23 protein-coding genes are annotated in these 23,203 nt (G+C 66.2%); 6 read left to right on the top strand and 17 right to left on the bottom strand.

Annotation, left to right across the window (positions count from 1 at the left end; translation table 11 throughout):
• Nucleotides 1–4: 4 nt before the first annotated feature.
• The 9 genes from PSELUDRAFT_RS13745 to PSELUDRAFT_RS13705 all read right to left on the bottom strand — a co-directional run bounded on the left by PSELUDRAFT_RS13745 (nt 5) and on the right by PSELUDRAFT_RS13705 (nt 10,670).
• Nucleotides 5–973, bottom strand: a complete 969-nt coding sequence (locus PSELUDRAFT_RS13745; RefSeq protein ID WP_088967371.1) for a dipeptidase — start codon at nt 971–973, stop codon at nt 5–7.
• A 69-nt stretch (nt 974–1,042) separates the two neighbouring features.
• Nucleotides 1,043–1,723 carry a sarcosine oxidase subunit gamma gene (locus PSELUDRAFT_RS13740; protein ID WP_088967370.1) on the bottom strand — a complete coding sequence of 227 codons (681 nt, stop codon included), beginning with the start codon at nt 1,721–1,723 and terminating at the stop codon, nt 1,043–1,045.
• Nucleotides 1,716–4,736 carry a sarcosine oxidase subunit alpha family protein gene (locus PSELUDRAFT_RS13735; protein WP_088967369.1) on the bottom strand — a complete coding sequence of 1,007 codons (3,021 nt, stop codon included), beginning with the start codon at nt 4,734–4,736 and terminating at the stop codon, nt 1,716–1,718. The genes PSELUDRAFT_RS13740 and PSELUDRAFT_RS13735 overlap by 8 nt, the downstream gene beginning before the upstream one ends.
• Entirely contained in the window at nt 4,733–5,029 is a 297-nt protein-coding gene (locus tag PSELUDRAFT_RS13730; RefSeq protein WP_088967368.1) for a sarcosine oxidase subunit delta, read from the bottom strand. Before PSELUDRAFT_RS13730 ends, PSELUDRAFT_RS13735 begins: the two co-directional genes overlap by 4 nt.
• A gap of 133 nt (nt 5,030–5,162) precedes the next feature.
• Complete coding sequence (locus PSELUDRAFT_RS13725; RefSeq protein WP_088967367.1) at nt 5,163–6,416, bottom strand: sarcosine oxidase subunit beta family protein; 1,254 nt, start codon at nt 6,414–6,416, stop codon at nt 5,163–5,165.
• Nucleotides 6,417–6,568: 152 nt separating this feature from the next.
• Nucleotides 6,569–7,756, bottom strand: a complete 1,188-nt coding sequence (locus PSELUDRAFT_RS13720; RefSeq protein ID WP_088967366.1) for an MFS transporter — start codon at nt 7,754–7,756, stop codon at nt 6,569–6,571.
• Nucleotides 7,750–9,057 (bottom strand): voltage-gated chloride channel family protein, encoded by a 1,308-nt coding sequence (locus PSELUDRAFT_RS13715; protein ID WP_088968505.1) that lies wholly within the window; start codon nt 9,055–9,057, stop codon nt 7,750–7,752. The genes PSELUDRAFT_RS13720 and PSELUDRAFT_RS13715 overlap by 7 nt, the downstream gene beginning before the upstream one ends.
• A gap of 87 nt (nt 9,058–9,144) precedes the next feature.
• Nucleotides 9,145–9,759 (bottom strand): molybdenum cofactor guanylyltransferase MobA, encoded by a 615-nt coding sequence (mobA, locus tag PSELUDRAFT_RS13710; RefSeq protein ID WP_088967365.1) that lies wholly within the window; start codon nt 9,757–9,759, stop codon nt 9,145–9,147.
• The gene (locus PSELUDRAFT_RS13705; protein ID WP_231895221.1) at nt 9,747–10,670 is read right to left on the bottom strand and encodes a pseudouridine synthase; all 924 of its coding nucleotides are present in this window, start codon (nt 10,668–10,670) and stop codon (nt 9,747–9,749) included. The genes mobA and PSELUDRAFT_RS13705 overlap by 13 nt, the downstream gene beginning before the upstream one ends.
• An 88-nt stretch (nt 10,671–10,758) precedes the next feature.
• Between PSELUDRAFT_RS13705 and PSELUDRAFT_RS13700 the strand changes: the two genes are divergently transcribed.
• The 5 genes from PSELUDRAFT_RS13700 (at nt 10,759) to PSELUDRAFT_RS13685 (ending at nt 14,047) form a co-directional block, all read left to right on the top strand.
• Nucleotides 10,759–11,367, top strand: coding sequence for a UPF0149 family protein (locus PSELUDRAFT_RS13700; RefSeq protein ID WP_088968503.1), 609 nt, complete (start codon nt 10,759–10,761; stop codon nt 11,365–11,367).
• Between the two features lie 27 nt (nt 11,368–11,394).
• Nucleotides 11,395–12,006, top strand: a complete 612-nt coding sequence (locus tag PSELUDRAFT_RS13695) for a bifunctional 2-polyprenyl-6-hydroxyphenol methylase/3-demethylubiquinol 3-O-methyltransferase UbiG (protein WP_088967364.1) — start codon at nt 11,395–11,397, stop codon at nt 12,004–12,006.
• A 175-nt stretch (nt 12,007–12,181) separates the two neighbouring features.
• Entirely contained in the window at nt 12,182–12,760 is a 579-nt protein-coding gene (locus PSELUDRAFT_RS13690) for a LexA family transcriptional regulator (RefSeq protein WP_088967363.1), read from the top strand.
• A gap of 16 nt (nt 12,761–12,776) precedes the next feature.
• A complete protein-coding gene (locus PSELUDRAFT_RS19615; RefSeq protein WP_164497431.1) occupies nt 12,777–12,929 on the top strand; it encodes a hypothetical protein in 153 nt (50 codons plus the stop codon).
• Nucleotides 12,930–13,678: 749 nt separating this feature from the next.
• Nucleotides 13,679–14,047: a cupin domain-containing protein gene (locus tag PSELUDRAFT_RS13685; RefSeq protein WP_088967362.1), complete on the top strand. Its 369-nt coding sequence runs from the start codon at nt 13,679–13,681 to the stop codon at nt 14,045–14,047.
• Nucleotides 14,048–14,196: 149 nt separating this feature from the next.
• Here the strand turns inward: PSELUDRAFT_RS13685 and PSELUDRAFT_RS13680 are convergent, their stop codons facing one another.
• The 8 genes from PSELUDRAFT_RS13680 to PSELUDRAFT_RS13645 all read right to left on the bottom strand — a co-directional run bounded on the left by PSELUDRAFT_RS13680 (nt 14,197) and on the right by PSELUDRAFT_RS13645 (nt 21,405).
• Nucleotides 14,197–14,610 (bottom strand): DUF1801 domain-containing protein, encoded by a 414-nt coding sequence (locus tag PSELUDRAFT_RS13680; protein WP_088967361.1) that lies wholly within the window; start codon nt 14,608–14,610, stop codon nt 14,197–14,199.
• Nucleotides 14,611–14,665: 55 nt separating this feature from the next.
• Nucleotides 14,666–16,327, bottom strand: a complete 1,662-nt coding sequence (locus tag PSELUDRAFT_RS13675) for a sensor domain-containing diguanylate cyclase (RefSeq protein WP_157725131.1) — start codon at nt 16,325–16,327, stop codon at nt 14,666–14,668.
• An 88-nt stretch (nt 16,328–16,415) separates the two neighbouring features.
• Nucleotides 16,416–16,904, bottom strand: a complete 489-nt coding sequence (locus PSELUDRAFT_RS13670; protein ID WP_088967359.1) for a phosphatidylglycerophosphatase A — start codon at nt 16,902–16,904, stop codon at nt 16,416–16,418.
• Entirely contained in the window at nt 16,888–17,832 is a 945-nt protein-coding gene (gene thiL, locus PSELUDRAFT_RS13665; RefSeq protein WP_088967358.1) for a thiamine-phosphate kinase, read from the bottom strand. Before thiL ends, PSELUDRAFT_RS13670 begins: the two co-directional genes overlap by 17 nt.
• Nucleotides 17,833–18,137: 305 nt before the next feature.
• A complete protein-coding gene (nusB, locus tag PSELUDRAFT_RS13660; RefSeq protein WP_088967357.1) occupies nt 18,138–18,587 on the bottom strand; it encodes a transcription antitermination factor NusB in 450 nt (149 codons plus the stop codon).
• 148 nt (nt 18,588–18,735) lie between these two features.
• Nucleotides 18,736–19,203: a 6,7-dimethyl-8-ribityllumazine synthase gene (gene ribH, locus PSELUDRAFT_RS13655; RefSeq protein ID WP_088967356.1), complete on the bottom strand. Its 468-nt coding sequence runs from the start codon at nt 19,201–19,203 to the stop codon at nt 18,736–18,738.
• A 98-nt stretch (nt 19,204–19,301) separates the two neighbouring features.
• The gene (gene ribBA / locus PSELUDRAFT_RS13650) at nt 19,302–20,417 is read right to left on the bottom strand and encodes a bifunctional 3,4-dihydroxy-2-butanone-4-phosphate synthase/GTP cyclohydrolase II (protein WP_088968502.1); all 1,116 of its coding nucleotides are present in this window, start codon (nt 20,415–20,417) and stop codon (nt 19,302–19,304) included.
• A gap of 373 nt (nt 20,418–20,790) precedes the next feature.
• The gene (locus PSELUDRAFT_RS13645) at nt 20,791–21,405 is read right to left on the bottom strand and encodes a riboflavin synthase subunit alpha (protein WP_088967355.1); all 615 of its coding nucleotides are present in this window, start codon (nt 21,403–21,405) and stop codon (nt 20,791–20,793) included.
• A gap of 183 nt (nt 21,406–21,588) precedes the next feature.
• On the opposite strand from PSELUDRAFT_RS13645, the gene PSELUDRAFT_RS13640 reads away from it, so the two are divergent.
• On the top strand, nt 21,589–23,199 hold the full coding sequence (locus PSELUDRAFT_RS13640; protein ID WP_088967354.1) for a peptide chain release factor 3: 1,611 nt from the start codon (nt 21,589–21,591) through the stop codon (nt 23,197–23,199).
• Nucleotides 23,200–23,203: the final 4 nt, after the last annotated feature.

The raw sequence follows: 23,203 nt of genomic DNA, 5'->3' as shown, positions 1-23,203 counted from the left end.
GGGGTTACGCCCCCCACACTTCTCCAAACACTCGCAGCCAGTTCTCACCCAGCACCTTGCGCATCTTGGCCTCGCCCCAGCCGGCACGCTCCATGGCGGCGGTCAGATTGGGCGTCTCGCCGATGGTGCGGATGCCTTCCGGGTTGAGAATGGTGCCGAAATTGGTCAGACGGCGGTAACGGCCCTTGTCGTGGGTAATCCAGTCAAAGAAGCCCTTGTCGTAGCCCTGGGTGAAGTCGGTGCCGAAGCCCACGCAGTCTTCGCCCACCAGGTTGATCACGTAGTCCATCGCCTCCACATAGTCGTCGACGGTAGCTTCGATGCCGCGCTTGAGGAAGGGCGGGAACATGGTCACGCCGATGAAGCCGCCGTGGTCAGCGATGAACTTCAGCTCCTCGTCGCTCTTGTTGCGCGGGTGCTCCTTCAGGCCGGACGGCAGGCAGTGCGAGTAGCACACCGGCTTTTTCGATTCCAGGATCGCTTCCATGGAGGTGTTGCCACCCACGTGCGACAGATCGACCATGATGCCGACGCGGTTCATTTCGGAGATCACCTCGCGGCCGAAGCCGGACAGGCCACCGTCGCGTTCGTAGCAGCCGGTGCCAATCAGGTTCTGTGTGTTGTAGCACAGCTGTACTACGCGCACGCCCATGTCGGCGAAGGCCTCCACGTAGCCGATGTTGTCTTCGAAGGCATGCGCATTCTGGAAGCCCAGGATGATGCCGGTCTTGCCGTCGGCCTTGGCCTTGCGGATATCGTCGGTGGTGCGTACCAGCGACAGGATCTCGTCGTGCTGGCGGATCTTCTGCTTCATCTCGGCGATGTTGTGCACGGTGTCGGCAAAACCTTCCCATACCGACACGGTACAGTTGGCCGCAGAAAGCCCGCCCTTGCGCATATCCTCGAATACCGAGGTTTCCCACTTGGCGATGATCAGGCCGTCGATAACGATGCTGTCTTGATGCAGAGACATGGAGTGGTGTCCTTTATCAGGTTGGCCGCGGCGGCAGTTGCCGCCGTGGCGAAATGGATAGAGCCAGGTTTAAGCAGTAACCGCTTTGCGTGCCGAAGCCCCATGCTGACGATCCAGCAGGCGCAGCAGCGGGTGGCTGCCGGATTCCGGCAGCTTCGCCACCGCGAAGCGATACGGTGCCGCCACCTTGCGCAGCAGCAGCCACAGGTAGTCCGCAAAGCTGCGGCGGATCAGCAGGAACACACCATCGTCCTCCAGCCGCAGCACGGTGCCCCCCGCCTTGCCCAGCACGGTGCTCACCGCCTGGCCCACCGCCAGCGATTCGAAGTCGTACACCCCCATGTGGCGCAGCACGGTCACATGTTCGGCACCGGACAGCGACACGCAGGTCAGCCCGCCGCTGTTGTCCACCGCGTGGGCGAACAGGCCGGCGAAGGCTGCGTCGAATGCGGCCAACCTGGCGCCCAGTTCGGCGCGACGGGTCACCAGCAGCAACTCGTCCGGCGACACCCAGACCAGCACGCCGCCTTCGCCGCTGCTGAACCGTTCCGCCGCCGGCACTGCCGCACCGGTGACGCTGCTGACCGCGGCGGCGATGGCGGCATCCGCCAGCTCGCCACGGATGGCGATGTAGCCCAACAGCGGCAGTTCGTTGGCGCGCGCCAGCTGGCTGTTGTCGGCCAGTACGGTTTCCGCCGCCAGGTTGAAGTTCACCAGCGGGGACTGCAGGGAGGGTTGGAAGTTAGGCATGTTGGCGCACCCCTTCTTGATCGACGAATACGGAGGAAACCACTTTGGCCGGGTACATCTTGCCCTGCGCCCACACGTAGACGGTGTCGCCGCTGCGCTGGCTGCCACCCTTGAGCACGGCCATGGCGATGGAGCGGCCAAGGAAGGCGCTGTGGTAGCTGGAGGTGACGTGGCCCTGCATGGCCGCCGGCGGTGTGGCGTCCGGCGTGGACAGGATCTGCGCGCCTTCGGTCAGCACTACTTTCGGGTCTGCGGTGTACAGGCCCACCAGTTGTTTGCGGTCGCTGCGCACGGTGTCGGAGCGGCTCAGCGAGCGTTTGCCAAGGAAGCTGAACGGCTTTTTCATGCCCACGGCCCAGCCCATGGCCAAGTCGATCGGGGTCATCGAGCCGTCGGTATCCTGGCCGACGATGATGAAGCCCTTCTCGGCACGCAGTACGTGCATGGTCTCGGTGCCGTACGGGGTGATGTCGAACTCGGCGCCGGCAGCCATCACCTGTTCCCAGATGTAGTGGCCGTAGCAGGCATCGACGTTGATCTCGTACGCCAGTTCGCCGGAGAAGGAGATGCGGAACACTTTGGCCGGTACGCCGGCAACGGTGCCTTCGCGCCAGTCCATGAACTTGAAGTTCTCGGCGGACAGGTCGATGTCGCTGCACAGTTTCTGCAGTACGGCGCGGCTCTTCGGCCCCACGACCGCGGTGGTGCTCCAGTGGTCGGTGGTGGAGGTGAAGCGTACTTTCAGCTCCGGCCATTCGGTCTGGTGCCAGCGTTCCAGCCAGTTCAGCACGCGGGCGGCGCCGCCGGTGGTGGTGGTCATGTGGAAGTGGTCGTCCGCCAGGCAGGCGGTCACGCCGTCGTCCATCACCATGCCGTTCTCGTCCAGCATCAGGCCGTAGCGGCACTTGCCCGGGTCCAGCTTGCTCCAGGCGTTGGAGTAGATGCGGTTGAGGAATTCGCGCGCGTCCGGGCCTTTCACGTCGATCTTGCCGAGGGTGGAGGCATCCATCACGCCCACGCTGTTACGGGTGGCCAGGCATTCGCGGTCCACGGCCTGGTGCAAGGTTTCCTTGCCCTTGGGGAAGTACCACGGGCGCATCCACTGGCCGACGGTCTCGAACAGGGCGCCACGCTTGAGGTGCGAGGCCTGCATGGCGGTGTAGCGGCGCGGTTCGAAGGTGTCGGCCTTGTGGCTGCCGGCCAGTGCACCGAAGGTCACCGGGGTGTAGGCCGGGCGGTAGGTGGTGGTGCCCACCGCGGAGATCGGTTTGCCCAGTGCTTCGGCGGCGATGGCGAAGCCGTTGACGTTGGACAGTTTGCCCTGGTCGGTACCGAAGCCCAGCGCGGTGTAGCGCTTGACGTGTTCGATGGAGCGGTAGTTCTCGCGCACCGCCAGGTGGATGTCGGCGGCGGAGACGTCGTTCTGGAAGTCGATGAAGGCTTTGGCGCCATGGCCTTCCGCCAGGCCGTCCGGCACGCGGAACAGGCGGCGGGTGGCGGCCACTTCGTGCTCGCCGCCCTGCGGGCAGTCGCCGTGGGTGCTGCGGCCGAAGCCGGCCAGCATGGCGCTGGTGGCGGCGTGGGTCTGTGCCAGTGCGCCGGCCAGTTCCCAGCGGCCGGTGATGGCGCCGGCACAGCTGATGCCCTGGCGGCCTTCGTCCGGTACCACGAAGGACAGGCTTTCTTCCTTCCAGTACGGGCGGCCGGTGTTGTGGCAGAACAGGTGTACGGTGGAGGTGAGGCCGCCGGAGGACAGGATGCTGTCGGCCGACAGGCGCGGGCCTTTGCCGCGCACGGTGTTGGTGAACGGGTCCAGCTGTACCAGCTGTGCGCCGCTGACGGCGGTCCTGCCGTGCACTTCGGCAATGCCGTAGCCCAGCAGCAGTTCGACGCCGGCCTGCTTGGCCTGCTGCAGGCGCCAGTCGGCGGCACCGCGCAGGCGGGTGTCCACCAGGGTGACGCGGCTGCCGGCGCTGGCCAGGTCGCGGGCGGTGTCGTAGGCGGCATCGTTGTGCGTCATCAGCAGCACGTTGCGGCCAACGGCAACGCCGTAGCGGTTGAGGTAGGTCTGGCCGGCGGCGGCGGTCATCACCCCCGGGCGGTCGTTGTTGCCGAAGACCAGCGGGCGTTCGATGGCGCCGGCGGCCAGCACCACGTGGTGGGCGCGGATCTTGTGCAGGCGCTGACGCGGCTGGCTGCGGTCGCGGCTGCCCGGTGCCAGGTGGTCCTGGCGCAGTTCCAGCGCCTGTACCAGGTTCTGTTCGTGCAGCGCGAAGGCGGTGGTGCGGGTCAGTACGCTGACGTTGCCCAGGCTGTCCAGCTCGGCCAGGCGCTCGCCCACCCACTGCATCGCCGGCTTGCCGTCGATCTGGGCGCTGGCGTCGGACAGCATCCAGCCGCCGGCTTCGTTCTGTTCGTCCACCAGCAGGGTCTTGAGGCCGGCGCGGCCGGCCAGGGTGGCGGCCCACAGGCCGCAGGCGCCACCGCCCACTACCAGCACGTCTACGTGGTGGTGCAGGTGGTCGTAGAATTCCGGGTCGGCTTCCACCGGCGCGCGGCCATAGCCGGCGGCCTTGCGGATCATCTTCTCGTACAGCGGCCAGGCGGCTTTCACCGGGCCCATGAAGGTCTTGTAGTAGAAGCCCGGCGGCATGAAGCGGCTGAAGGTGCCGGCCAGACCCTTGAGGTCGAAGTTCAGCGACGGGAAGCCGGTGGTGGTGGTGGCGGACAGGCCGTCATACAGCTCCACCTGGGTGGCTTTCAGGTCCGGCACGGTCAGCGCGCCGGTTTCCAGCTGGATCAGCGCGTTCGGCTCTTCCGAGCCGTGGCCGATGATGCCGCGCGGGCGGCCGTACTTGAAGCTGCGGCCGATCAGCTTGACGCCATTGGCGATCAGCGCCGAGGCCAGGGTATCGCCGGCAAAGCCCTGCATGCGCTTGCCGTCGAAAGTGAACTGCAGCGGCGCCTGGCTGTTGATGCGCTGGCTGCTGCGGTGGACACGGTAGGCGCTCATGCTTCGCTCTCCTTCAGGTAATGCGCTTTGCCTTCTGCCAGCGTCCAGCTGCCGGCAATCTGGTAACTGGCGGTGTGACGCTTGACGACGAACACCTTGCGGCAGCCGGCGGTGTGCTGCCATTGCTCCCAGAACCAGCCGCGGGTGTTCTTGCGCATGAACAGGTAATCGCCCCATTCGGCGTCGCTGGCATCTTCCGGGCTGGCCGGGCGGGCAATATAGGCCTCGCCGGCATAGCTGAATTCTTCTTCCTCGCGGGTGGCCCCGCAGTGCGGACAGTGAAGCTGGAACATCGAACTCTCCTCCTCAAGCTTGTTCACAAACCCCAGCGTAGCGGTCCCTGCTAGGCGCGCCGCCGCAGACAGTACTAATCGTACGGCAAGGCGGCGCAACAACGCAGGGAGGGGTTTGTGGGCAAGCTTCTCCTTAGTGGGCTACGCCGGCGGCGCCGTGTTCGTCAATCAGGTGGCCGGAGCTGAAACGGTCCAGCGCAAAGGCGGCGTTCAGCGGATGCGGCGCATCGTTGGCGATGGTGTGGGCGAACACGTGACCCGAGCCCGGCGTGGCCTTGAAGCCACCGGTACCCCAGCCGCAGTTGAAATACAGCCCCTTCACCGGCGACTTGCCGATGATCGGACAGGCATCCGGTGCCACGTCCACGATGCCGCCCCACTGGCGGTTCAGCCGCACGCGCGAGAAGCTGGGGAACAGCTCGATGATGGCGGCGGCAGTGTGCTCGATCACATGCGGGCTGCCGCGCTGGCCGTAGCCCAGGTAGCTGTCGATACCGGCACCGATCACCAGCTCGCCCTTGTCGGACTGGCTGACATAGCCGTGCACCGCGTTGGACATCACCACGGTATCCAGGCACGGCTTCATCGATTCGGACACGAAGGCCTGCAGCGGGTGGCTCTCCAGCGGCAGCCGCACCTTGGCCATCTTGGCCAGGGTGGAGGTGCTGCCGGCGGCGACACAGCCGACACGGTCGGCGAACACATCGCCCTGGCTGGTATGCACGCCCTTGATNCGGCCATCCTCGATGATCATGCCGGTGACTTCGCACTGCTCGATCAGGTCCACGCCCAGCTCGCTGGCGGCGCGGGCAAAGCCCCAGGCCACCGCATCGTGACGTGCCACCCCGCCGCGCGGCTGGTAGCTGGCGCCCATCACCGGGAAGCGGGTGCTGGCACCNACATCCATCAGCGGCACGATGTCCTGGATTTCCTTGGGCGACAGGATCACGCCGTCGATGCCGTTCAGCACGTTGGCGTTCACCCGGCGCTCGATGTCGCGCATGTCCTGCAGGGTGTGGCCGAGGTTCATCACCCCGCGCTGGCTGAACATCACGTTGAAGTTCAGCTCCTGCGACAGCCCTTCCCACAGCTTGAGCGCGTGCTCGTACAGGTGGGCCGATTCGTCCCACAGGTAGTTGGAGCGCACGATGGTGGTGTTGCGGGCGGTGTTGCCGCCGCCGAGATAGCCTTTCTCGAGCACCGCCACGTTCTTGACGCCGTGGTTCTTGGCCAGGTAGTAGGCGGTGGCCAAACCATGGCCGCCACCGCCGATGATGATCACGTCGTAACGCGACTTGAGCTGCGGCGTGCGCCAGGCAGGCTGCCAGGTTTCATGATGTTTGAGCCCGTGTTTGAGCAGGCTCCAGAAAGAGTAACGGTTTGCCATGGACGTATCCGTGTTCAAGTGCCAGGGTGAATGCATTCTTGGCGACTTGGCCCGGTATCGATAGCTTGCAGCAGACGAGCACTTGTTGATTTACGACAAGGCGGTCGTGCGGCCAACGTGTTGGCCGCACAATATGGCGGGATGAGGCGGTATCAGCGCTGGCCGGCCGGCAGCAGCGGCGCCACCCACCAGCGCAGCAGCACCGCGGCGCCGGCGGCGCAGGCGGCAGCCACGGCGAAGGCGGCAAACGGCGATACATGCTGGTACAGCTCGCCGAACAGCAGCGAAGCCGGCAGCAGGCAGAGGCCGGCCACCAGATTGAACCAGCCGAAGGCGGTGCCGCGGCGATCCGGCGGCGCGATGTCGGCCAGCAGCGCCTTCTCCACCCCTTCGGTAGCGGCGAGGAACAGGCCGTAGGCGGTGATCAGCAGGTACAGCGCCCAGCCGCCCTGCGTCAGGCTGCCCAGCAGCAGGTAGATCAGCGCATAGCTGGCATAACCGGCCAGGAGCAGGCGCATGCGGCCAACCCTATCCGACAGCGCCGACAGCGGCGTGCCGAACAGCATGGCCACCGCCGACACCCCGGCCCACAGCAGCGGTACCTCGGCCTGTGGCACGCCCAGATCGCGGGCGCGCAGCAGCAGGAACATATTGGAAGAGTTGCCCAGCGTGAACAGCGCCAGTACCAGCAGGTAGCGGCGCAACACCTGCGGCAGCTGGCGCCAGCGCCAGTCGAACGCCGTACTGGCAGCGGCATGCGCCTGCGGCGCCGGTTCGCGCAATGCCAGCGCCAGCGCCAGGCACAGCAGCGCCGGCACGATGGCCCACTGGAACACCTGGCGCAGCGACAGCCCGGCGGCCAGCAGCCCCGCGGCCAGCAGCGGCCCCACCACTGCGCCGGCATTGTCCATCGCCCGGTGCAGGCCGAAGGCCAGCCCGCGCCGCGACGGCTCGACACTGGCCGCCAGCAGTGCATCGCGCGGCGAACTGCGCAGCCCCTTGCCCACCCGGTCGGCAAAGCGGATGGCCAGCAGCCACGGCCAGCTGCTGACGAAGGCGATCAGCGGGCGGCCAAAGCCGGCCAGCGCGTAACCCCACACAATCCACGGCTTGCTGCGCCCGCGCCGGTCCAGCATCACCCCGGAAAACAGCTTGAGCAGGCTGGCGGTGGCCTCGGCGATGCCCTCGACCAGCCCCAGCACCTGCGGCCCGGCCATCAGCACCGACGCCAGGTACAGCGGCAACAGCGGATACAGCATGTCGCTGGCGCTGTCGTTCAGCAGGCTGATCAGGCCCAGCAGCCAGACGGTACGGGGCAGACTGCGCAGCGCAGTCAACATGGCGGCTGCTCCCGCGACTGCTCCGGCGCCCGCGACAACTCGCCCAGGCGCAGGCCCTCCGGCACCGGCCGATGCTTGCCCTGCCCCAGCCGCTGCGCCTTGTAGATGCCGGAATGGCCGGAACACAGATAGCTCACCACGCAGGCCAGCGCGGCGTAGATGCCGATGTCGCTACCGAACAGTTCCATCGCCATCAGCGTGGAAGCCAGCGGCGTGTTGGCCGCTCCGGCGAACACCGCCACGAAGCCGATGCCGGCCATCAGCGGCAGCGGCAACTGCAGCAGCGGCGCCAGCGCATTGCCCAGCGTGGCGCCGATGTAGAACAGCGGCGTCACCTCGCCGCCCTTGAAGCCGCTGCCCAGCGACAGCACCGTCAGCGCCAGCTTGGCGGCAAAATCGTACGGCGCCAGCGGCTGCCGGAACGCCTCGACAATGGTGGGAATGCCCAACCCCAGGTAGCGGTCCAGCGGCAAACTCCAGGCCAGCACCGCCAGCAGCAGGCCACCGGCCAGCGGCCGCAGCGGCGCGTAGGCGATGCGCCGTTTCACCCAGGCGGTCAGTGCGTGGGTGGCATCGGCGAACAGTTTGCCGGTGAGGCCGAACAGCGCGCCGGCCAGCAGCATCGCCGCCAGCCCCCAGGCCGTTACCGCCGGGATATGCGGCACCAGGTAATGGCTGTGCTGCACGCCCCACAGCAGGCTGATGCGGTCGGCCAGGATCGCCGCCAGCATGCACGGCAGAATGGCGTCGTAGCGCAGGCGGCCGATGGCCAGCACCTCCAGCCCGAACACCGCACCGGCCAGCGGGGTGCCGAACACCGAGGCGAAGCCGGCGCTGATGCCGGCCATCAGGATGATGCGGCGGTCTTCATGCTGCAGGCGAAACAGCCGGGTGAGCTGGTCGGCCAGCGCACCCCCCATCTGCACCGCGGTACCCTCGCGCCCCACCGAGGCGCCGAACAGGTGCGACAGCACGGTGCCGCCCAGCACCAGCGGCGCCATGCGCAGCGGAATCACCTTCTTCGGGTCGTGGATCTCGTCGATCAGCAGATTGTTGCCGGCTTCCACCTGCTGGCCATAGCGCAGGTACAGCCAGCCCACGCCGAAGCCGGCCAGCGGCAGCAGCCACAGCAGCCAGCGCGACGCCTCGCGGGTGGCGGTAGCCCACTCAAGGGAAAACAGGAACAGCGCCGAGGCGCTGCCGGCCAGCGCCGCCACCGCGGCGGACAGCAGCAGCCACTTGCCGATATAGGGCAGCAGCGGGACAGGCTCCGGGTGAAGCGGGTGAACGGGATGCGTCATGGGCAGCATTGAGCGCCGCAAGGTGCGGCTGGCATATCGATGCGGCAGTGTAGCCCAGCCAGGCAGCGTGCAGCCAGCGGGCCGGCCTCAGGCACCGCTGCGCCCGGCCGCCAATGCGGCCAATGTTGCCGGGTCGTTGGCATTGGCAAACGCCGCCGCGTCGGCAAACGGCACCTCCACCACCCGCTGCGTGGCCAGCCAGCCGCGGATGCTGCGCTGGCCGCCGGCCAGATACGGCGCCACGCTGGCCAGTACGCCCACCTTGAGCAGCAGGCAGGCAGGCTGCGGCCCCTGCGGCGTTACCGGCAATGCGATATCGGCATCGCCGGCCGCCAGTGCCGCCGCCAGGGTGGCGGAGAGATCCGCCGGCAGGTCCGGCGTGTCGCACGGCGCCAGCTGCAGCAGCGCGATGTGCGGCGGCAGCTGGTCTGTTGCCGTGGCCAGCGCCGCCAGCGGGCCCATGCCCTGCCAGGCGACAGCGTCGGTCCACAGCGGCAGGCCGAAGCGGCGGTAATCCGCCAGGCTGCGGTTGGCGCTGATCGCCAGCCAGCCCAGCTGCGGCGCCAGCCGCGCCAGCACGTGTGCGGCCAGCGGTTGGCCGCATAGCGGCAGCAGGCCCTTGTCCTGGCCGCCCATGCGGCGGCCTTCACCACCGGCCAGCAGCAAGCCGCCCAGTTCCTGCGGCCCGTTCAATTGCAGCATGTTGCCTCCTGTGGCCAGGCCAGCGCTCGCCGGCTGTCGAATACCCGTTGCTGGCCATCGATGGGGTCGGTAAAGGCAATGCGCCGCGCCAGCAGCGCCAGCGGGCGACTGAAATCGTCCGCGGCCTTGTCATTGTGGAATACCGGGTACCACGGGTCATTGGCAATGGCGATGCCCAGCGCCGCCAGGTGCGCGCGCAGCTGGTGCTTCTTGCCGCTGCCCGGCGTCAGCCGGTACTGCGCCCAGTCGCCGCGCTGTTGCAGCAGCTCGATCAGCGTATCGCTGTTCGGCTCGCCGACCACCTCCTGCATCACGAAGCCGCCCGGCAGCTCCTGCAGCCGGCTGCGATGCTGCAGCGGCAGTGCGAGATCGGCGCGATACGGCGCAATCGCCTCGTAGCACTTGTACACCGCGCGCGCTTCGAACAGCCGCTGGTAGGCGCCGCGTGCTGCCGGCTCCAGGCAGAACAGCATCACGCCGGCGGTTTCGCGATCCAGCCGGTGAATGGGCGATGCGTCTGCCAGCGCCGGGTCGCGCCGCAGCCGGGTGAGCACCGTCTCGTGCAGGTGGCGGCCGCCGGGCACGCAGGCCAGGAAGTGCGGTTTGTCCACCACCAGCAGGCGTTCGTCGTGGTACAGGATATCGATATCGAACGGCACCGGCGTTTCGCCAGCCACGCTGCGGAAGTACCACAGCCGCTGACCGGGCCGATACGGCGCATCCGCCGGCAAGGGCTGGCCAGCATCATCCCACAGCTCACCTGCGGCCAACCTTTGCTGCCAGCTGTCCGCCACGTGGGCAAAACGCCGCAGCAGGTAGGCCAGCAGGCTGGGCCATGCCTCGTGCGGCAACACCACGCAGCTGGCATGCACACCGTCGCGCGGCGGCAAGGGGCAGAATCGGACTGACACGCATACTCCATCGGATGCCCGCACAGCGGGCGCAAGGCGGCCATTTTAGCGGATAATGCCGCCTTACCCTTTTTGCCGGATGGCCAACATGAAACACACCCCGCTCAGCGAGCAGGATTACCAGCGCCTGGAGACCCTGCTGCAGCGCTTTGCTGCCCAGGGCGCGATGAACCTGGAGCAACTGGACGGCTTTCTGGCCGCGTTGCTGGCCGGCCCGGAATCGCTGTCGCCGCAGGACTGCCTGCCGCTGATCCTGGGCGATGCCTTCGACGACGAAGACGCCTTCCACAGCCCCAAGGATCTGGAACGCTTCGCGCGGCTGGTAAGCGGCCACTGGCACGACATCAGCCACGCGCTGCAGCACGACGACTTTGCGCCCTGGTTGAGCCCGGACGCCGCCGGCGAAGTGCACGGCAACGACTGGGCGGAAGGCTTCTACCAGGGCATGCAGCTGATGGCCGAAGACTGGCAGCTGCTGTTCGACGATGCCGACAACGCACCGGCGCTGGCGCCCATCCTGGCGCTGGCCTTCGAGCGCCACCCGGACCCGGAGATGCGCCCCTTCATCGACGGCGCCAGCCGCGAACAGAAAGACGCCTGGCTGGGTGAAATCGGCGCCGCGGTGCCGGCCATCCATCGCTTCTTCGCCGACATCCGCGCCCGCATCGCCGCCGAGGTCGAGGCGGACGAAAACTAGCCCCGGCCCGACAGTAAAGGACATGCCATGAGTGAGCTTGCCGCCTTCTGGAACCAGCGCTTTAGCGGGCCGGAATACGCCTACGGCGAGGCGCCCAACGATTTTCTGCGCGAACAGGCCGGCCTGCTCGCCCCCGACAGCCGGGTACTGAGCCTGGGTGAAGGCGAAGGCCGCAATGCGCTGTACCTGGCCAGCCTGGGCCACCAGCTCACCGCGGTGGATGCCGCATGGAGCGGCCTGGCCAAGCTGCTGCAGCGAGCCGACGCCGCCGAGCTGTCGGTGACGGCCACGCTGGCCAACCTGGAGCAGTACGCGCTGGGCGAAGCGCAGTGGGACGCCATCGTATCGGTGTTCTGCCACCTGCCCGGCCCGCTGCGCCGGCGCGTGCTGGCCGGTACGGTGCGCGCACTCAAGCCCGGCGGCCTGCTGATCATGGAAGGCTACACCCCGCGCCAGCTGGCCTACAGCACCGGCGGGCCGAAGGACGCGGACATGCTGCTGGAGCCGGCACTGGTGCGTAACGAGCTGGCCGGGCTGGACTTGCTGCGCTGTGCGGAAATCGAGCGCGAGGTGGTGGAAGGCCGCCTGCACACCGGCCGCGCCGCGGTGCTGCAGGTGGTTGGCCGCAAGCCCGGCTGAGCTGCCCCAATCGGCAGCAAGACAGGCGGCGGCCCGGTGGCGGGGCCGCCTGCCCGGCGATAAGCAAGCACATCGGCTTATCGACAAAAACGCCACACTCCCCCAGCCGTAACGCACTGCGTTCTTGCCTTGTTATTTGAATTCGTACAGAATCAAATCAACAGGAGGACGCCATATGACCCAAGGTGGAAAACGCGAAGGTGCCGGCCGCAAGTCCCGCTTCGGCGGCGACAAGACCATTGCCATGCGGGTACCGGAACCACTGAAACCGGTGCTGGAAGGCTGGCTGGATGAATACCGCATCCTGCGCGGCCTGCGCAACAACGCCGCCGGCGACATCGCCCTGCTGGGCGAGGCGCTGCAGAACCTGTCGCTGCCGCTGTTCGCCAGCCGCGTGCCGGCCGGCTCGCCGGTGCCGGGCGATGATCTGAAAGAAGCCGACATCGACCTGAACGAGCACCTGGTGCGCAAGCCGGCCTCCACCTTCCTGGTCACGGTCAAGGGCGATTCCATGCTCAACGCCGGCATCCACGATGGCGACCTGCTGGTGGTGGACCGCTCGCTGGAGCCGCGCAACGGCAAGGTGGTGGTAGCGGTGATCAACGATGAACTGACGGTGAAGCGGCTGGAACGCTCCGCCGGCCGCATCCGCCTGTTGCCGGAAAACCCGGATTTCAGCCCGATCGAAGTACCGGAAGGCGCCAGCTTCTTTATCTGGGGTGTCGTGACCAACGTGATCCACGCCGTGGATTGATGGCAAGGAGTCAAACATGAGCAAGCAAGACAACGCAGCGATCAAGATGATGTTCCGTGACTGGAAACGCCTGCCGCGCGCATTCCGCAGCGTGGTGGAAGGCCAGCCGCAGGTACTGCTCACCCGCACCGGCCGCAGCTACTTTGTCCCGGTGGAATTCGTAGGCTGACCCGCTCCCTGCGGCCAACGTTGGCCGCATGCTTCACCCCACACGGCTACCGGCAAGGTGGCCGTTGTCTTTGTGGCAACACCCGTCGCCAGAGCCCCCGGCACCGGCCATGCGGTAACGGTGCCCGGCGTAGGGCGGGTTGAACCAGCGGTTCATACCCGCGTGACCCGGCAACTGCGCGCGGGTATGGCCTGCGGCCAACCCGCCCTACAGGCTGCAACACCGACATTGCGATAACGGCGCCCGGCGCAGGGCGGGTTGAACCAGCGGTTCATACCCGCGAGGCCCGGCAACTGCGTGCGGGTATGGCCTGCGGCCAACCCGCCCTACGGGCTGCAACACCGACATTGCGGCAACGGCGCCCAGCGCAGGGCGGGTTGAACCAGAGGTTCATACCCGCGAGACCCGGCAACTCCACGCGGGTATGGCCTGCGGCCAGCCCGCCCTACGGGCTAAATCATCATCCCCGCAGCGGATTCAAGCACCCTCCCCAGCCACGGCCAAAGCCGTGGCGATCCACTATAGTTAAGGCCCAACTCCCGTGCGGGCGAGCGTTAGCGCACGGGGCACAAGCAATTGATTCAGTTCGATTCCAGCGAATCGTTTGGCGGATTTCCGGCCAGCCGCAGCAGCGCCCGCAGCACAAGCGCCTTGCTCCGCCTGACTGGCCGGCGCAGCAAGAGCATGGTTGCCTCCCGTTTCGTCCGCCTGGACATCTTGATCAAGGGATACTTCTGGAGGACGCTGAAATGTCACAAATGCTGGAAAAGAAGGCCCTGAACGAGCCGGATGAGCTTCGCCCGTTCAAGGATGACATGGGCAGGCTGGCCGTGGTCACGCTGGGAGATATGACCATGGGCCGCGGCGAGTTCGAACCCGGCTGGCGCTGGAGCGAGCACGTCAAACCGCTGGCCGGCACCGACTCCTGCCAGGCCGCTCACACCGGCGTGGTGCTGGAAGGCCGCATCGTCGTCAAGATGGATGATGGCTCGCAAATGGAGTACGGCCCGGGAGATGCCTTTTACATGCCGCCCGGCCACGATGCCTGGGTGGTGGGGGATCAGCGCTGCGTGCTGATCGATGTCACCGGCGTGGCCAAATACGCCAAACCGCACTGAGTAACAGACAAGCGGTGCCCCCGGACTGGTGGCACCAACCCATGCGGCCAACCTTAAGGTTGGCCGCATGTCTGTCGGCAGGGTCTTTACTCTACCGCGTTGCCAGCACCGCACAACGGCCACCAGGGCTACACGCCCCGGCACACCGCCTACTTCGACGCCTTGCGTTTGGCCGGCTTGGCGGCATTCAGCGCCACCGCAGCGCGAATCAGCGCCTTGAAGGCATCGGCATCAAGCACCTCTCCGGCGCCGATGTCGATGGCGCGGCGCACATTGCCGTCGAGGCTGGCATTGAACAGCCCGGCCGGGTCCGCCAGCATGGCGCCCTTGGCGAAGGTCAGCTTGATTTTCGCCTGGTAGGCCTCGCCGGTGCAGATGATGCCGTGCCGCGACCACACCGGCGTGCCCATCCACTTCCACTCCTCGACCACTTCCGGCTCCGCCTCGTGAATCAGTTCTCGTACCCGCCGCAGCAGCTCGCCGCGCCAGTCGGCCAGCTCGGCGATGCGCCGGTCGATGCACGCCGATGCCGATAATGCTTCATCCGAAGCCGCAGTTGCCATGTTGTTCTCCTGGTATGCCGGGCTTAGCGCTGCCAATGCGGCACGGCGCAGCCGTTCAGTGCCGTGCCGGGCGCTTCTCCTGGTACATGCGGCCGTCGGCAAATTTGAGCAGCGCACCGGCATCGCCGCCATCCTGCGGGTAGCTGGCCACGCCCATGCTGGCCGACACCCGGTAGCTGTGGCGGCCATCGCGCACCGGGCGCTCGATCTGCGCCAGTACCTCCTGCTGCAGCATAGCCAGACCGCGCCCCGGCGCCATGCCCGGCAGCAGCAGCACGAACTCGTCGCCGCCCACCCGCGCCACGGTGTCGGTGGTGCGCAGCATGCGCTGCAGGCGGTTGGCGATGGCCATCAGCACCTTGTCGCCGGCATCGTGGCCGTGGTGGTCGTTCACCAGCTTGAAACGGTCCAGATCGATGAACATCAGGCTGAACGACTGCTGCAGACGTTCGCAGCGGCGGATTTCCTGCTCCAGGCGGTCGAACAGCAGCACGCGGTTGACGCAGCCGGTGAGCCCGTCGTGCGAAGCCTGGTACAGGATCAGCTGCTGAGATTCCTTGGCCTCGGTCACATCCATCAGCACGCCGAACAGCAGCGGGCCGTCGCCGCGCTCCACCAGTTGCGCGCGCAGCGACAGCCAGCTGACGCGGTCGTCCTGCTGCCGCAGCCGCACCTCCTGCTGCAGCTCGCCACTTTCATACAGGCAGCCGGTGAAGGCCTTGCGCCAGCGCTGGCGGTCTTCCACTACCATGCGCCGCTCCACCTCGCTCAGCGGCAGGTGCTGGCGCGGCAATGCCAGCAGCGCGCAGGCCTCGGCGGACAGCGTCACCCAGCCGCTGCGCGGCGAGTAGCTCCAGTGCCCCAGCCGCGCCACCTGCCCTGCCAGGCGCAGCCAGTCCAGTTGTTCTTCCAGGATGCGATAGGACAGCGACAGCTCGTCTGCGGCCAACTTGCGCTCCAGGCCGATGCCCACCCAGCGCGCCAGGTGGCGCACGAACTGCGCATCGGCCTCGGTGAACGGCGCATGTGGCGGCAGCCCCCAGAACGCCAGCGTGCCATAGCGCTGGCCGTCCACCTCCAGCGGGATGCCGATATAGCTGCGGATGCCGGTCTGCCGGTAGCAGGCGCTGTCGGCCAGCACACTGTCCAGGATGTCGTGCACCGCCAGCAGGCTGTTGCTGCGCAAGGTGTGCTCGCAGTACATCAGCTCCAGCGGCAACAGGGTGCCGTGGCTGAACGGCTGCGGCGCGCAGTGCGCCACCACCTCCAGCGCGTCACCGCAGTAGCGCGTCACCAGCCCGGCCTGCAGGCCCAGCGCCTCGGCGGCGTGGGACAGCGCCAATTCCAGCCGGCGCACGCGGTTCTTCTCGGGCAGGCTGGACAGCTCGGATAGCACCGAAAGGTAGCACTCGCGCTGGCGGCGCTCATGCTCCTGCTGCAGCGCCGGTGTCAGGTCCACCAGCCGGCATAGCTGCCAGCCGGCCTGCGGCGGCTGCAGCTGCACCCCCAGGGTGAGTTCGTCCAGCGCCAGCTGGGCCAGATCCAGCAGGCTGCTGCCCTCGCCCAGCAAGGCGCAGGGCGCAAGCGGTGGCAGGGCCTGCCCCGGCATCAGGGCAGTACCCAAAAGCAAACTGGCCGGCGGGTTGCGATGGTGGATCACACCATGCGCATCCAGCACCAGCCAGCATTGTTCCGTCTGAGCCAGGCTTGCAATCAAGCCATCGTCCACATGAAACCGCATAGCCATTGCCGCAAAAAATTTCGCCACATCGTACGCAGGCAAAAGCGGCAAAACAATGCTTATTTCATATTGAATGTATCAATTTCAATACAACTGTGGCGAAGATGCCAGCAACGATATCGTCCAGCATCACGCCGAAGCCACCGTGCACATGCGCATCCAGCCAGCGAATCGGCCACGGCTTGATGATGTCGAAAAAGCGGAACGCAGCGAAGGCCGCCAGCCAGGCCAGCGGCGTGGCCGGCACGAAGGCCAGCACCAGCAGCATGGCGACAATCTCGTCCCAGACGATATGGCCGCTGTCGGCCACGCCCAGCGCACGGCCGGTGCGATCGCACACCCACACCCCGAGCAGGAACAGCGGCAGCGTGAGCCAGGCCAGCGCGGCACCGGTCACCCCCAGTTGCAGCAGCAGCCAGGCCAGCGGCAGCGCCGCCAGCGTGCCCCAGGTGCCGGGTGCCGGGGTGATCAGCCCGCTGCCGAAACCCAGCGCCAGAAAATGCGCCGGGCTGGCCAGCAGAAACCGTAGATCCGGTTTACGCGAAGTGGTCATAACCCAGCCTTTCCAGTTGCAGTTCGCTGCCGTCCGCCGCCAGCAGGCGCAGACCCGGCACGGTAGTGATGCGGCCAACCCTGCTCACCGCCACCCCGGCGGCCAGCGCGGCAGCTTCCACTGCGGCGGCGCGTTCCGGCGGCGCGGTGAAGCACAGTTCGTAGTCGTCGCCACCGGCGGCAATGCATGGCAGCAGCTGCGCCCGCCACGGCTGCAGCGCCGGGTGGGTGGGCAAGGCATCCAGCCACACCTCGGCACCGCAATGCGAGCGCTGCAGGATGTGCGACAGGTCGGCGGCAAAGCCGTCGGATACATCCAGCGCGGCGTGGGCAATGCCCAGCAGCAGTTGCCCCAGCGCGACGCGCGGCTGCGGGCGCTCCAGCTGCTGCTGGCAGTCCGCCGGCAGCGCGATGCCGGGCAGCTTGCCCAGGCGGCTGTGCAGCGCGGCGGCGGCCAGGCCGAGCTGGCCGGAGACCCATATATCGTCGCCAGCACGCGCGCCGTCGCGGCGCAGCGCCTGGCCCTGCGGCGTCTCGCCCATGATGGTCACCGACAGCGTCAGCGGGCCGCGGGTGGTATCGCCGCCCACCACGCTGACGCCGTGCGCCGCTGCCAGGCCGAAAAAGCCGCGTGCGAACGCCGCCACCCAGGCCTCGTCCAGCTGCGGCAGCGCCAGGGTGAGCAACGCCCAGCGCGGCGTGGCACCCATGGCGGCCATGTCGGACAGGTTCACTGCCAGCGTCTTGTGGCCCAGCGCCTCCGGGTCGACATCGGCAAAGAAGTGGCGCCCGGACACCAGCATGTCGGCGGACACGTGCAGATCATGGCCGGGGCTAGGCCGCAGGATGGCGGCATCGTCGCCCACGCCCAGCACCGCGCCGCTGGCGGGGTGGGTGAAGTAGCGGCGGATCAGGTCGAATTCGTTCATGGTCTACCCAGATAAACATTCGCCGAAGCGGCAATACCGTTCATAAGGCTTTCTCCGATTACTCAGGCGCCAGAACGGTAACGACTTGCCCCAAACCCGTTGGCGCGAGCCGGGCAAAATGGTGCGCCACGTAGGGCGGGTTGAACCAGCGATTCATACCCGCGACAGCCAGCCATACCAGTCTCGGTAAACGTTGGGCTTCGCTACACTCAACCCAAGCTACGAGCTTGGTTCGCGAGCTTGTACACACGCCCTACGAAAAACACCCGCCGTGGCGGGTGTTGTCAGCAACTAAAAGCTACGGCTCAGGCGCCCTGGCGGCGGGTGCGGATGGCCTGCACCTCGTCGGCGCGCACTTCTGCGGCCAGCTTGTCCAGCACGCCGTTGACGAACTTGTGGCCGTCGGTGCCGCCGAAAGTCTTGGCGATCTCGATGGCCTCGTTGATGATCACCGGGCACGGGGTCTGCGGGTGGGCGGTCAGTTCGAACGCCGCCATCAGCATGATGGCACGCTCCACCGGGCTTACCTCGGCGGCGTCACGATCGTAGAACGGCACCAGCAGCTTGGACAGGTGCGCGGCGTCGTTAAGCACGCCGAACAGGATCTCGCGGAACAGGGCTTCGTCGGCTTTCGGGAAGTAGTCGTTCTCGCGCAGATGCTTTTCGATCAGCGAAGCCGGGCGATCGGCATTCAGTTGCCATTCGTAGATGCCCTGAACGGCATATTCACGGGCACGGCGACGGGCGGTTTTCATTACGGCAATTCCTTCGGTAAAGAGCGGGCGTACGGCTCAGAGCGTATTCACGATCTAGCGAGCTCACGCGAAACAAGGCAAAAAACTGAGGGACGCGGCATTTACCCAGCGTAAATGCGCATCCCTAGTGAGCCCATGGGGCAGGACTTCAGCCGCGCAGGGCCTTGTGCAGATTCACCATCTCGACCGCCACCTGTGCCGCCTCGCGACCTTTTACCGACATGCGCACTTCGGCCTGCTCGTCGTTTTCGGTGGTGAGGATGGCATTGGCGATCGGGATGTCGAAATCCAGGCCGACGCGGGTAACGCCGGCACCGGATTCGTTGGATACCAGTTCAAAGTGATAGGTCTCACCGCGAATCACCGCACCCAGCGCGATCAGCGCGTCAAAGGCACGGGATTTGGCCATGGTCTGCAGCACCAGCGGCACTTCCAGCGCGCCCGGCACGGTGGCCAGGGTGATGTCGCCGGCGTCCACGCCCAGCTTCACCAGCTCGGCGAGGCAAGCATCGCGCAGGCCGTGGCAGACGTTGTCATTGAAACGGCCCATGACCACGCCGATTTTCAGACCCTTGCCGGAGAAATCGGGGGCGATAGTGTTGACCTGATCCAGCATGCAGCAGCTCCTTGCGGCAAAAACCAATCACGAAGAGCCTGTGCACGATCTTTATTACAGCCAGACGATCGTAAACAGGCTCTATAAGGGGGCGTATTCTAATCCAAATCGATGTGCACGTGTTCCGGCTGTGCAAAGCCGGTCACTTCCAGGCCGAAACCGGTCATCGACGGCAGGTTGATCGGCGAGGCCATCAGCTTCATGCGGCCAACCCCCAGCGCGCGCAACATCTGCGCGCCGATGCCGAAGGTCTTGCTGTCCCAGCGCTGGCGAGCGTTGGCATCCACCTGTTCCGGCAGCGCACGCGCCAGCAGGTCGGTGCCGGATTCCGGGCGGTGCAGCAGGATCACCACGCCGCAACCCTGTTCGGCGATTTCTTCCAGCGCGTTGGGCACCGTCCAGCTGTGCTTGCCGCCCATCGGATCCAGCAGATCCATGACCGACAGCGGCTCGTGCACGCGCACCAGGGTGTCGCGCTCGGCATCGGGTTGGCCGCATACCAGCGCCAGGTGGGTAGCCCGGGTCAGCACGTCCTGGAATACATGCAGCTTGAAAGTGCCGAACGGGGTCTCGGCCAGGCGCTGGCCCACTTCTTCCACGAAGCACTCGGTGCGGCTGCGGTGGTGGATCAGGTCGGCGATGGTGCCCACTTTCAGACCGTGCTGCTGGGCGAACTCCAGCAGCTCCGGCAGGCGTGCCATCGTGCCGTCGTCGTTCATGATCTCGCAGATCACCGATGCCGGCTCCAGCCCGCCCAGGCGCGCCAGGTCGCAACCGGCTTCGGTATGGCCGGCACGCACCAGCACGCCGCCCTTCTGCGCCTTGAGCGGGAACACGTGGCCCGGCTGCACGATGTCGGTGGGGCGGGCGTCGCGCGCCACCGCCACCAGCGTGGTATGCGCACGGTCGGCGGCGGAAATGCCGGTGGTCACGCCCTCGGCAGCCTCGATGGACACGGTGAAGTTGGTGCCGAAGCTGGTGCCGTTGTTGGTGGCCATCATCGGCAGATTGAGCTGTTTGCAGCGCTCTTCGGTGAGCGTGAGGCAGATCAGGCCACGGCCGTACTTGGCCATGAAGTTGATGGCTTCCGGCGTCACGTGCTCGGCGGCCATTACCAGGTCGCCTTCGTTTTCGCGGTCTTCAGCATCCATCAGCACTACCATTTTGCCGGCCTTGATGTCGGCGATGATGTCCTGGATCGGGGAGATAGTCATATTGTTGTCCTCTGCGTCCGCCGGTTTGCCCGCCGCGCGCTGCACCAGCCGGTACAGCTCGGCGGCGGCAGCACGGGCGTGGTCAATGTCCAGCCGGGTAAACGTCACCATGCCGTCTTCGATGAAGCAGCGCGAACGGCTGCCGGCATGGCGCTGAAAAATGATTTTTACGGCGTGCGTGTCGATGTCGAACAGTTGCTGGTCGCGCAGCGGGTTGTAGGTGATGTGATCCCAGCATACGTCGGCGTGGTGCTTGCCGCCCAGCCGCAGCACCACGCAGGGCAGCTGCAGGTCGCGGCAGTGCTGCTGCCAGGCATTTTCCTGCTGCAAACCCCGCGCGCTGTCCGGCACCTCGACGAACAAGCCCACGCCGCTACTGCCCTGCCCGCGCCGCCAACACCCGTTCCACGGTATCAACGATGGCCTGCGTCTGCGGGTCGATCTCGATATTGATCCGGTCGCCCACCTTGCGCACACCCAGCAGCGTGCGCTGCAGGGTTTCCGGAATCAGGTGCACGCAGAAGCGGTCACCCTGCACATCGCCGATGGTGAGGCTGCAGCCGTCTATGCCGATATAGCCCTTTTTCAGCACATATTTGGCCAGTTCCACCGGCAGGCGGAACCATACGGTGCGGTTGTCGGGGGTGATGATGACATCGGTCACCTCGCCGGTGCACATGATGTGGCCGGACATGGCATGGCCGCCGATGTCGTCGCCAAAGCGCGCGGCGCGCTCCACGTTGACGGCGTCGCCCGCCTGCAGCTCGCCCAGATTGGTCAGCCGCAGCGTCTCGGCCATCAGGTCGAAGCTCACCACATCGCCGTCGATGTGCGTCACGGTAAGGCAGCAGCCGTTGTGCGCTACCGAAGCGCCGATCTGCAGGCCGGGCAGCAGCTCGGCGGGTAAGGCCACCTGGTGGGTGCGAAAGCCAGGTCGTTCCTCGATGGCGACCACACGGGCCATCCCCTGCACGATACCGGTAAACATCGGGCGTTTCTCCCTTGCGGCAAAGCAGCAATTGTAGCGTGCCGGGCGATAAAAGCCGACCCTGACAGCAGCAAGGTTGGCCGCAAGGGCGCGCCGCCGCCGGCTACGCACCTTCCCCTCTACGCCAGCGTCAAACTCAAGTACAATCCGCTGTTTTTTCCGAATTTTCCAACCGCCAGAGCCATGTCCGCCGAATTGACCCGCATTGCCGACGAAGTCGCCCGCCGTCGCACCTTCGCCATCATCTCCCACCCCGATGCCGGTAAGACCACGCTTACCGAAAAACTGCTGCTGTTCTCCGGTGCCATCCAGATGGCCGGCACGGTGAAGGGCAAGAAAGGCGGCAAGTTCGCCACCTCCGACTGGATGGAGATCGAAAAGCAGCGCGGCATCTCGGTCGCCTCGTCGGTAATGCAGTTCGATTACCGCGAGCACACGGTGAACCTGCTGGACACCCCGGGCCACCAGGATTTCTCCGAGGATACCTACCGGGTACTGACCGCGGTGGACAGCGCGCTGATGGTGATTGACGCCGCCAAGGGCGTGGAGGAGCAGACCATCAAGCTGCTCAACGTCTGCCGCCTGCGCAGCACGCCCATCGTCACCTTCATGAACAAGTACGACCGTGAAGTGCGCGATTCGCTGGAACTGCTGGACGAGGTGGAAAGCATCCTGAAGATCCGCTGCTCGCCGATCACCTGGCCTATCGGCATGGGCAAGTCGTTCCGTGGCGTGTACAGCCTGCTCACCGATGAAGTGATCCTGTTCGAAGCCGGCAGCGAGAAGCTGATTACCGATATCGAGGTAATCAAGGGCATCGACAACCCGCGCCTGGACGAACTGTTCCCGCTGGAAATGGAACAGCTGCGCATGGAGATCGAGCTGGTGAAAGGCGCCTCCAACGAGTGGAGCCTGGACGAATTCCTGGCCGGCGAGCTGACCCCGGTGTTCTTCGGCTCCGCCATCAACAACTTCGGCGTGCGCGAGATCCTGAACGCGCTGATCGACTGGGCGCCGGCACCGCAAGTGCGCGACGCCACCCTGCGCGATGTGAACCCGGTAGAAGGCAAGTTCTCCGGCTTCGTGTTCAAGATCCAGGCAAACATGGACCCGAAACACCGCGACCGCATCGCCTTCCTGCGTGTGTGCTCCGGCCAGTTCGAGCGCGGCATGAAGATGAAGCACCTGCGCCTGAATCGTGACATCGCCGCCTCCAGCGTGGTGACCTTCATGTCGCACGACCGCGAGATCGTGGAAGAAGCCTTTGCCGGCGACATCATCGGCATTCCCAACCACGGCAATATCCAGATCGGCGACAGCTTCAGCGAAGGCGAAGAGCTGGCCTTCACCGGCATTCCGTTCTTTGCGCCGGAGCTGTTCCGCAGCGTGCGCATCAAGAACCCGCTGAAGCTCAAGCAGCTGCAGAAAGGCCTGCAGCAGCTGGGCGAAGAAGGCGCGGTGCAGGTATTCAAGCCGCACAGCGGCGGCGACCTGATCCTGGGCGCGGTAGGCGTGCTGCAGTTCGAAGTGGTGGCATCGCGCCTGGCCGCGGAGTACGGCGTGGACGCGGTATTCGAATCCTGCAACATCTGGTCGGCGCGCTGGTTCAGCTGCGACGACCGCAAGAAGCTCGGCGATTTCGGCGACGCGCTGGTGATGAATATCGCCACCGACGCCGGCGGCAACCTGGCTTACCTGGCGCCCAACCGCGTCAACCTGGCGCTGACCCAGGAACGCTGGCCGGACATCGTGTTCCACGAAACCCGCGAGCACGCGGTGAAGCTCAACGACTGACCCG

The sequence above is a fragment of the Vogesella sp. LIG4 genome, from assembly GCF_900090205.1.
Taxonomy (GTDB): domain Bacteria; phylum Pseudomonadota; class Gammaproteobacteria; order Burkholderiales; family Chromobacteriaceae; genus Vogesella.
Note: the sequence above shows the minus strand (reverse complement) of the source record. Positions and strands in the feature narration are given on the sequence as shown.

Coding starts and splice junctions, on each gene's coding strand:
- PSELUDRAFT_RS13745 (WP_088967371.1), bottom strand. CDS start 973: ATGTCTCTGCATCAAGACAGCATCGTTATCGACGGCCTGATCATCGCC.
- PSELUDRAFT_RS13740 (WP_088967370.1), bottom strand. CDS start 1,723: ATGCCTAACTTCCAACCCTCCCTGCAGTCCCCGCTGGTGAACTTCAAC.
- PSELUDRAFT_RS13735 (WP_088967369.1), bottom strand. CDS start 4,736: ATGAGCGCCTACCGTGTCCACCGCAGCAGCCAGCGCATCAACAGCCAG.
- PSELUDRAFT_RS13730 (WP_088967368.1), bottom strand. CDS start 5,029: ATGTTCCAGCTTCACTGTCCGCACTGCGGGGCCACCCGCGAGGAAGAA.
- PSELUDRAFT_RS13720 (WP_088967366.1), bottom strand. CDS start 7,756: ATGTTGACTGCGCTGCGCAGTCTGCCCCGTACCGTCTGGCTGCTGGGC.
- PSELUDRAFT_RS13715 (WP_088968505.1), bottom strand. CDS start 9,057: ATGACGCATCCCGTTCACCCGCTTCACCCGGAGCCTGTCCCGCTGCTG.
- mobA (WP_088967365.1), bottom strand. CDS start 9,759: ATGCTGCAATTGAACGGGCCGCAGGAACTGGGCGGCTTGCTGCTGGCC.
- PSELUDRAFT_RS13700 (WP_088968503.1), top strand. CDS start 10,759: ATGAAACACACCCCGCTCAGCGAGCAGGATTACCAGCGCCTGGAGACC.
- PSELUDRAFT_RS13695 (WP_088967364.1), top strand. CDS start 11,395: ATGAGTGAGCTTGCCGCCTTCTGGAACCAGCGCTTTAGCGGGCCGGAA.
- PSELUDRAFT_RS13690 (WP_088967363.1), top strand. CDS start 12,182: ATGACCCAAGGTGGAAAACGCGAAGGTGCCGGCCGCAAGTCCCGCTTC.
- PSELUDRAFT_RS19615 (WP_164497431.1), top strand. CDS start 12,777: ATGAGCAAGCAAGACAACGCAGCGATCAAGATGATGTTCCGTGACTGG.
- PSELUDRAFT_RS13685 (WP_088967362.1), top strand. CDS start 13,679: ATGTCACAAATGCTGGAAAAGAAGGCCCTGAACGAGCCGGATGAGCTT.
- PSELUDRAFT_RS13680 (WP_088967361.1), bottom strand. CDS start 14,610: ATGGCAACTGCGGCTTCGGATGAAGCATTATCGGCATCGGCGTGCATC.
- PSELUDRAFT_RS13670 (WP_088967359.1), bottom strand. CDS start 16,904: ATGACCACTTCGCGTAAACCGGATCTACGGTTTCTGCTGGCCAGCCCG.
- thiL (WP_088967358.1), bottom strand. CDS start 17,832: ATGAACGAATTCGACCTGATCCGCCGCTACTTCACCCACCCCGCCAGC.
- nusB (WP_088967357.1), bottom strand. CDS start 18,587: ATGAAAACCGCCCGTCGCCGTGCCCGTGAATATGCCGTTCAGGGCATC.
- ribH (WP_088967356.1), bottom strand. CDS start 19,203: ATGCTGGATCAGGTCAACACTATCGCCCCCGATTTCTCCGGCAAGGGT.
- ribBA (WP_088968502.1), bottom strand. CDS start 20,417: ATGACTATCTCCCCGATCCAGGACATCATCGCCGACATCAAGGCCGGC.
- PSELUDRAFT_RS13645 (WP_088967355.1), bottom strand. CDS start 21,405: ATGTTTACCGGTATCGTGCAGGGGATGGCCCGTGTGGTCGCCATCGAG.
- PSELUDRAFT_RS13640 (WP_088967354.1), top strand. CDS start 21,589: ATGTCCGCCGAATTGACCCGCATTGCCGACGAAGTCGCCCGCCGTCGC.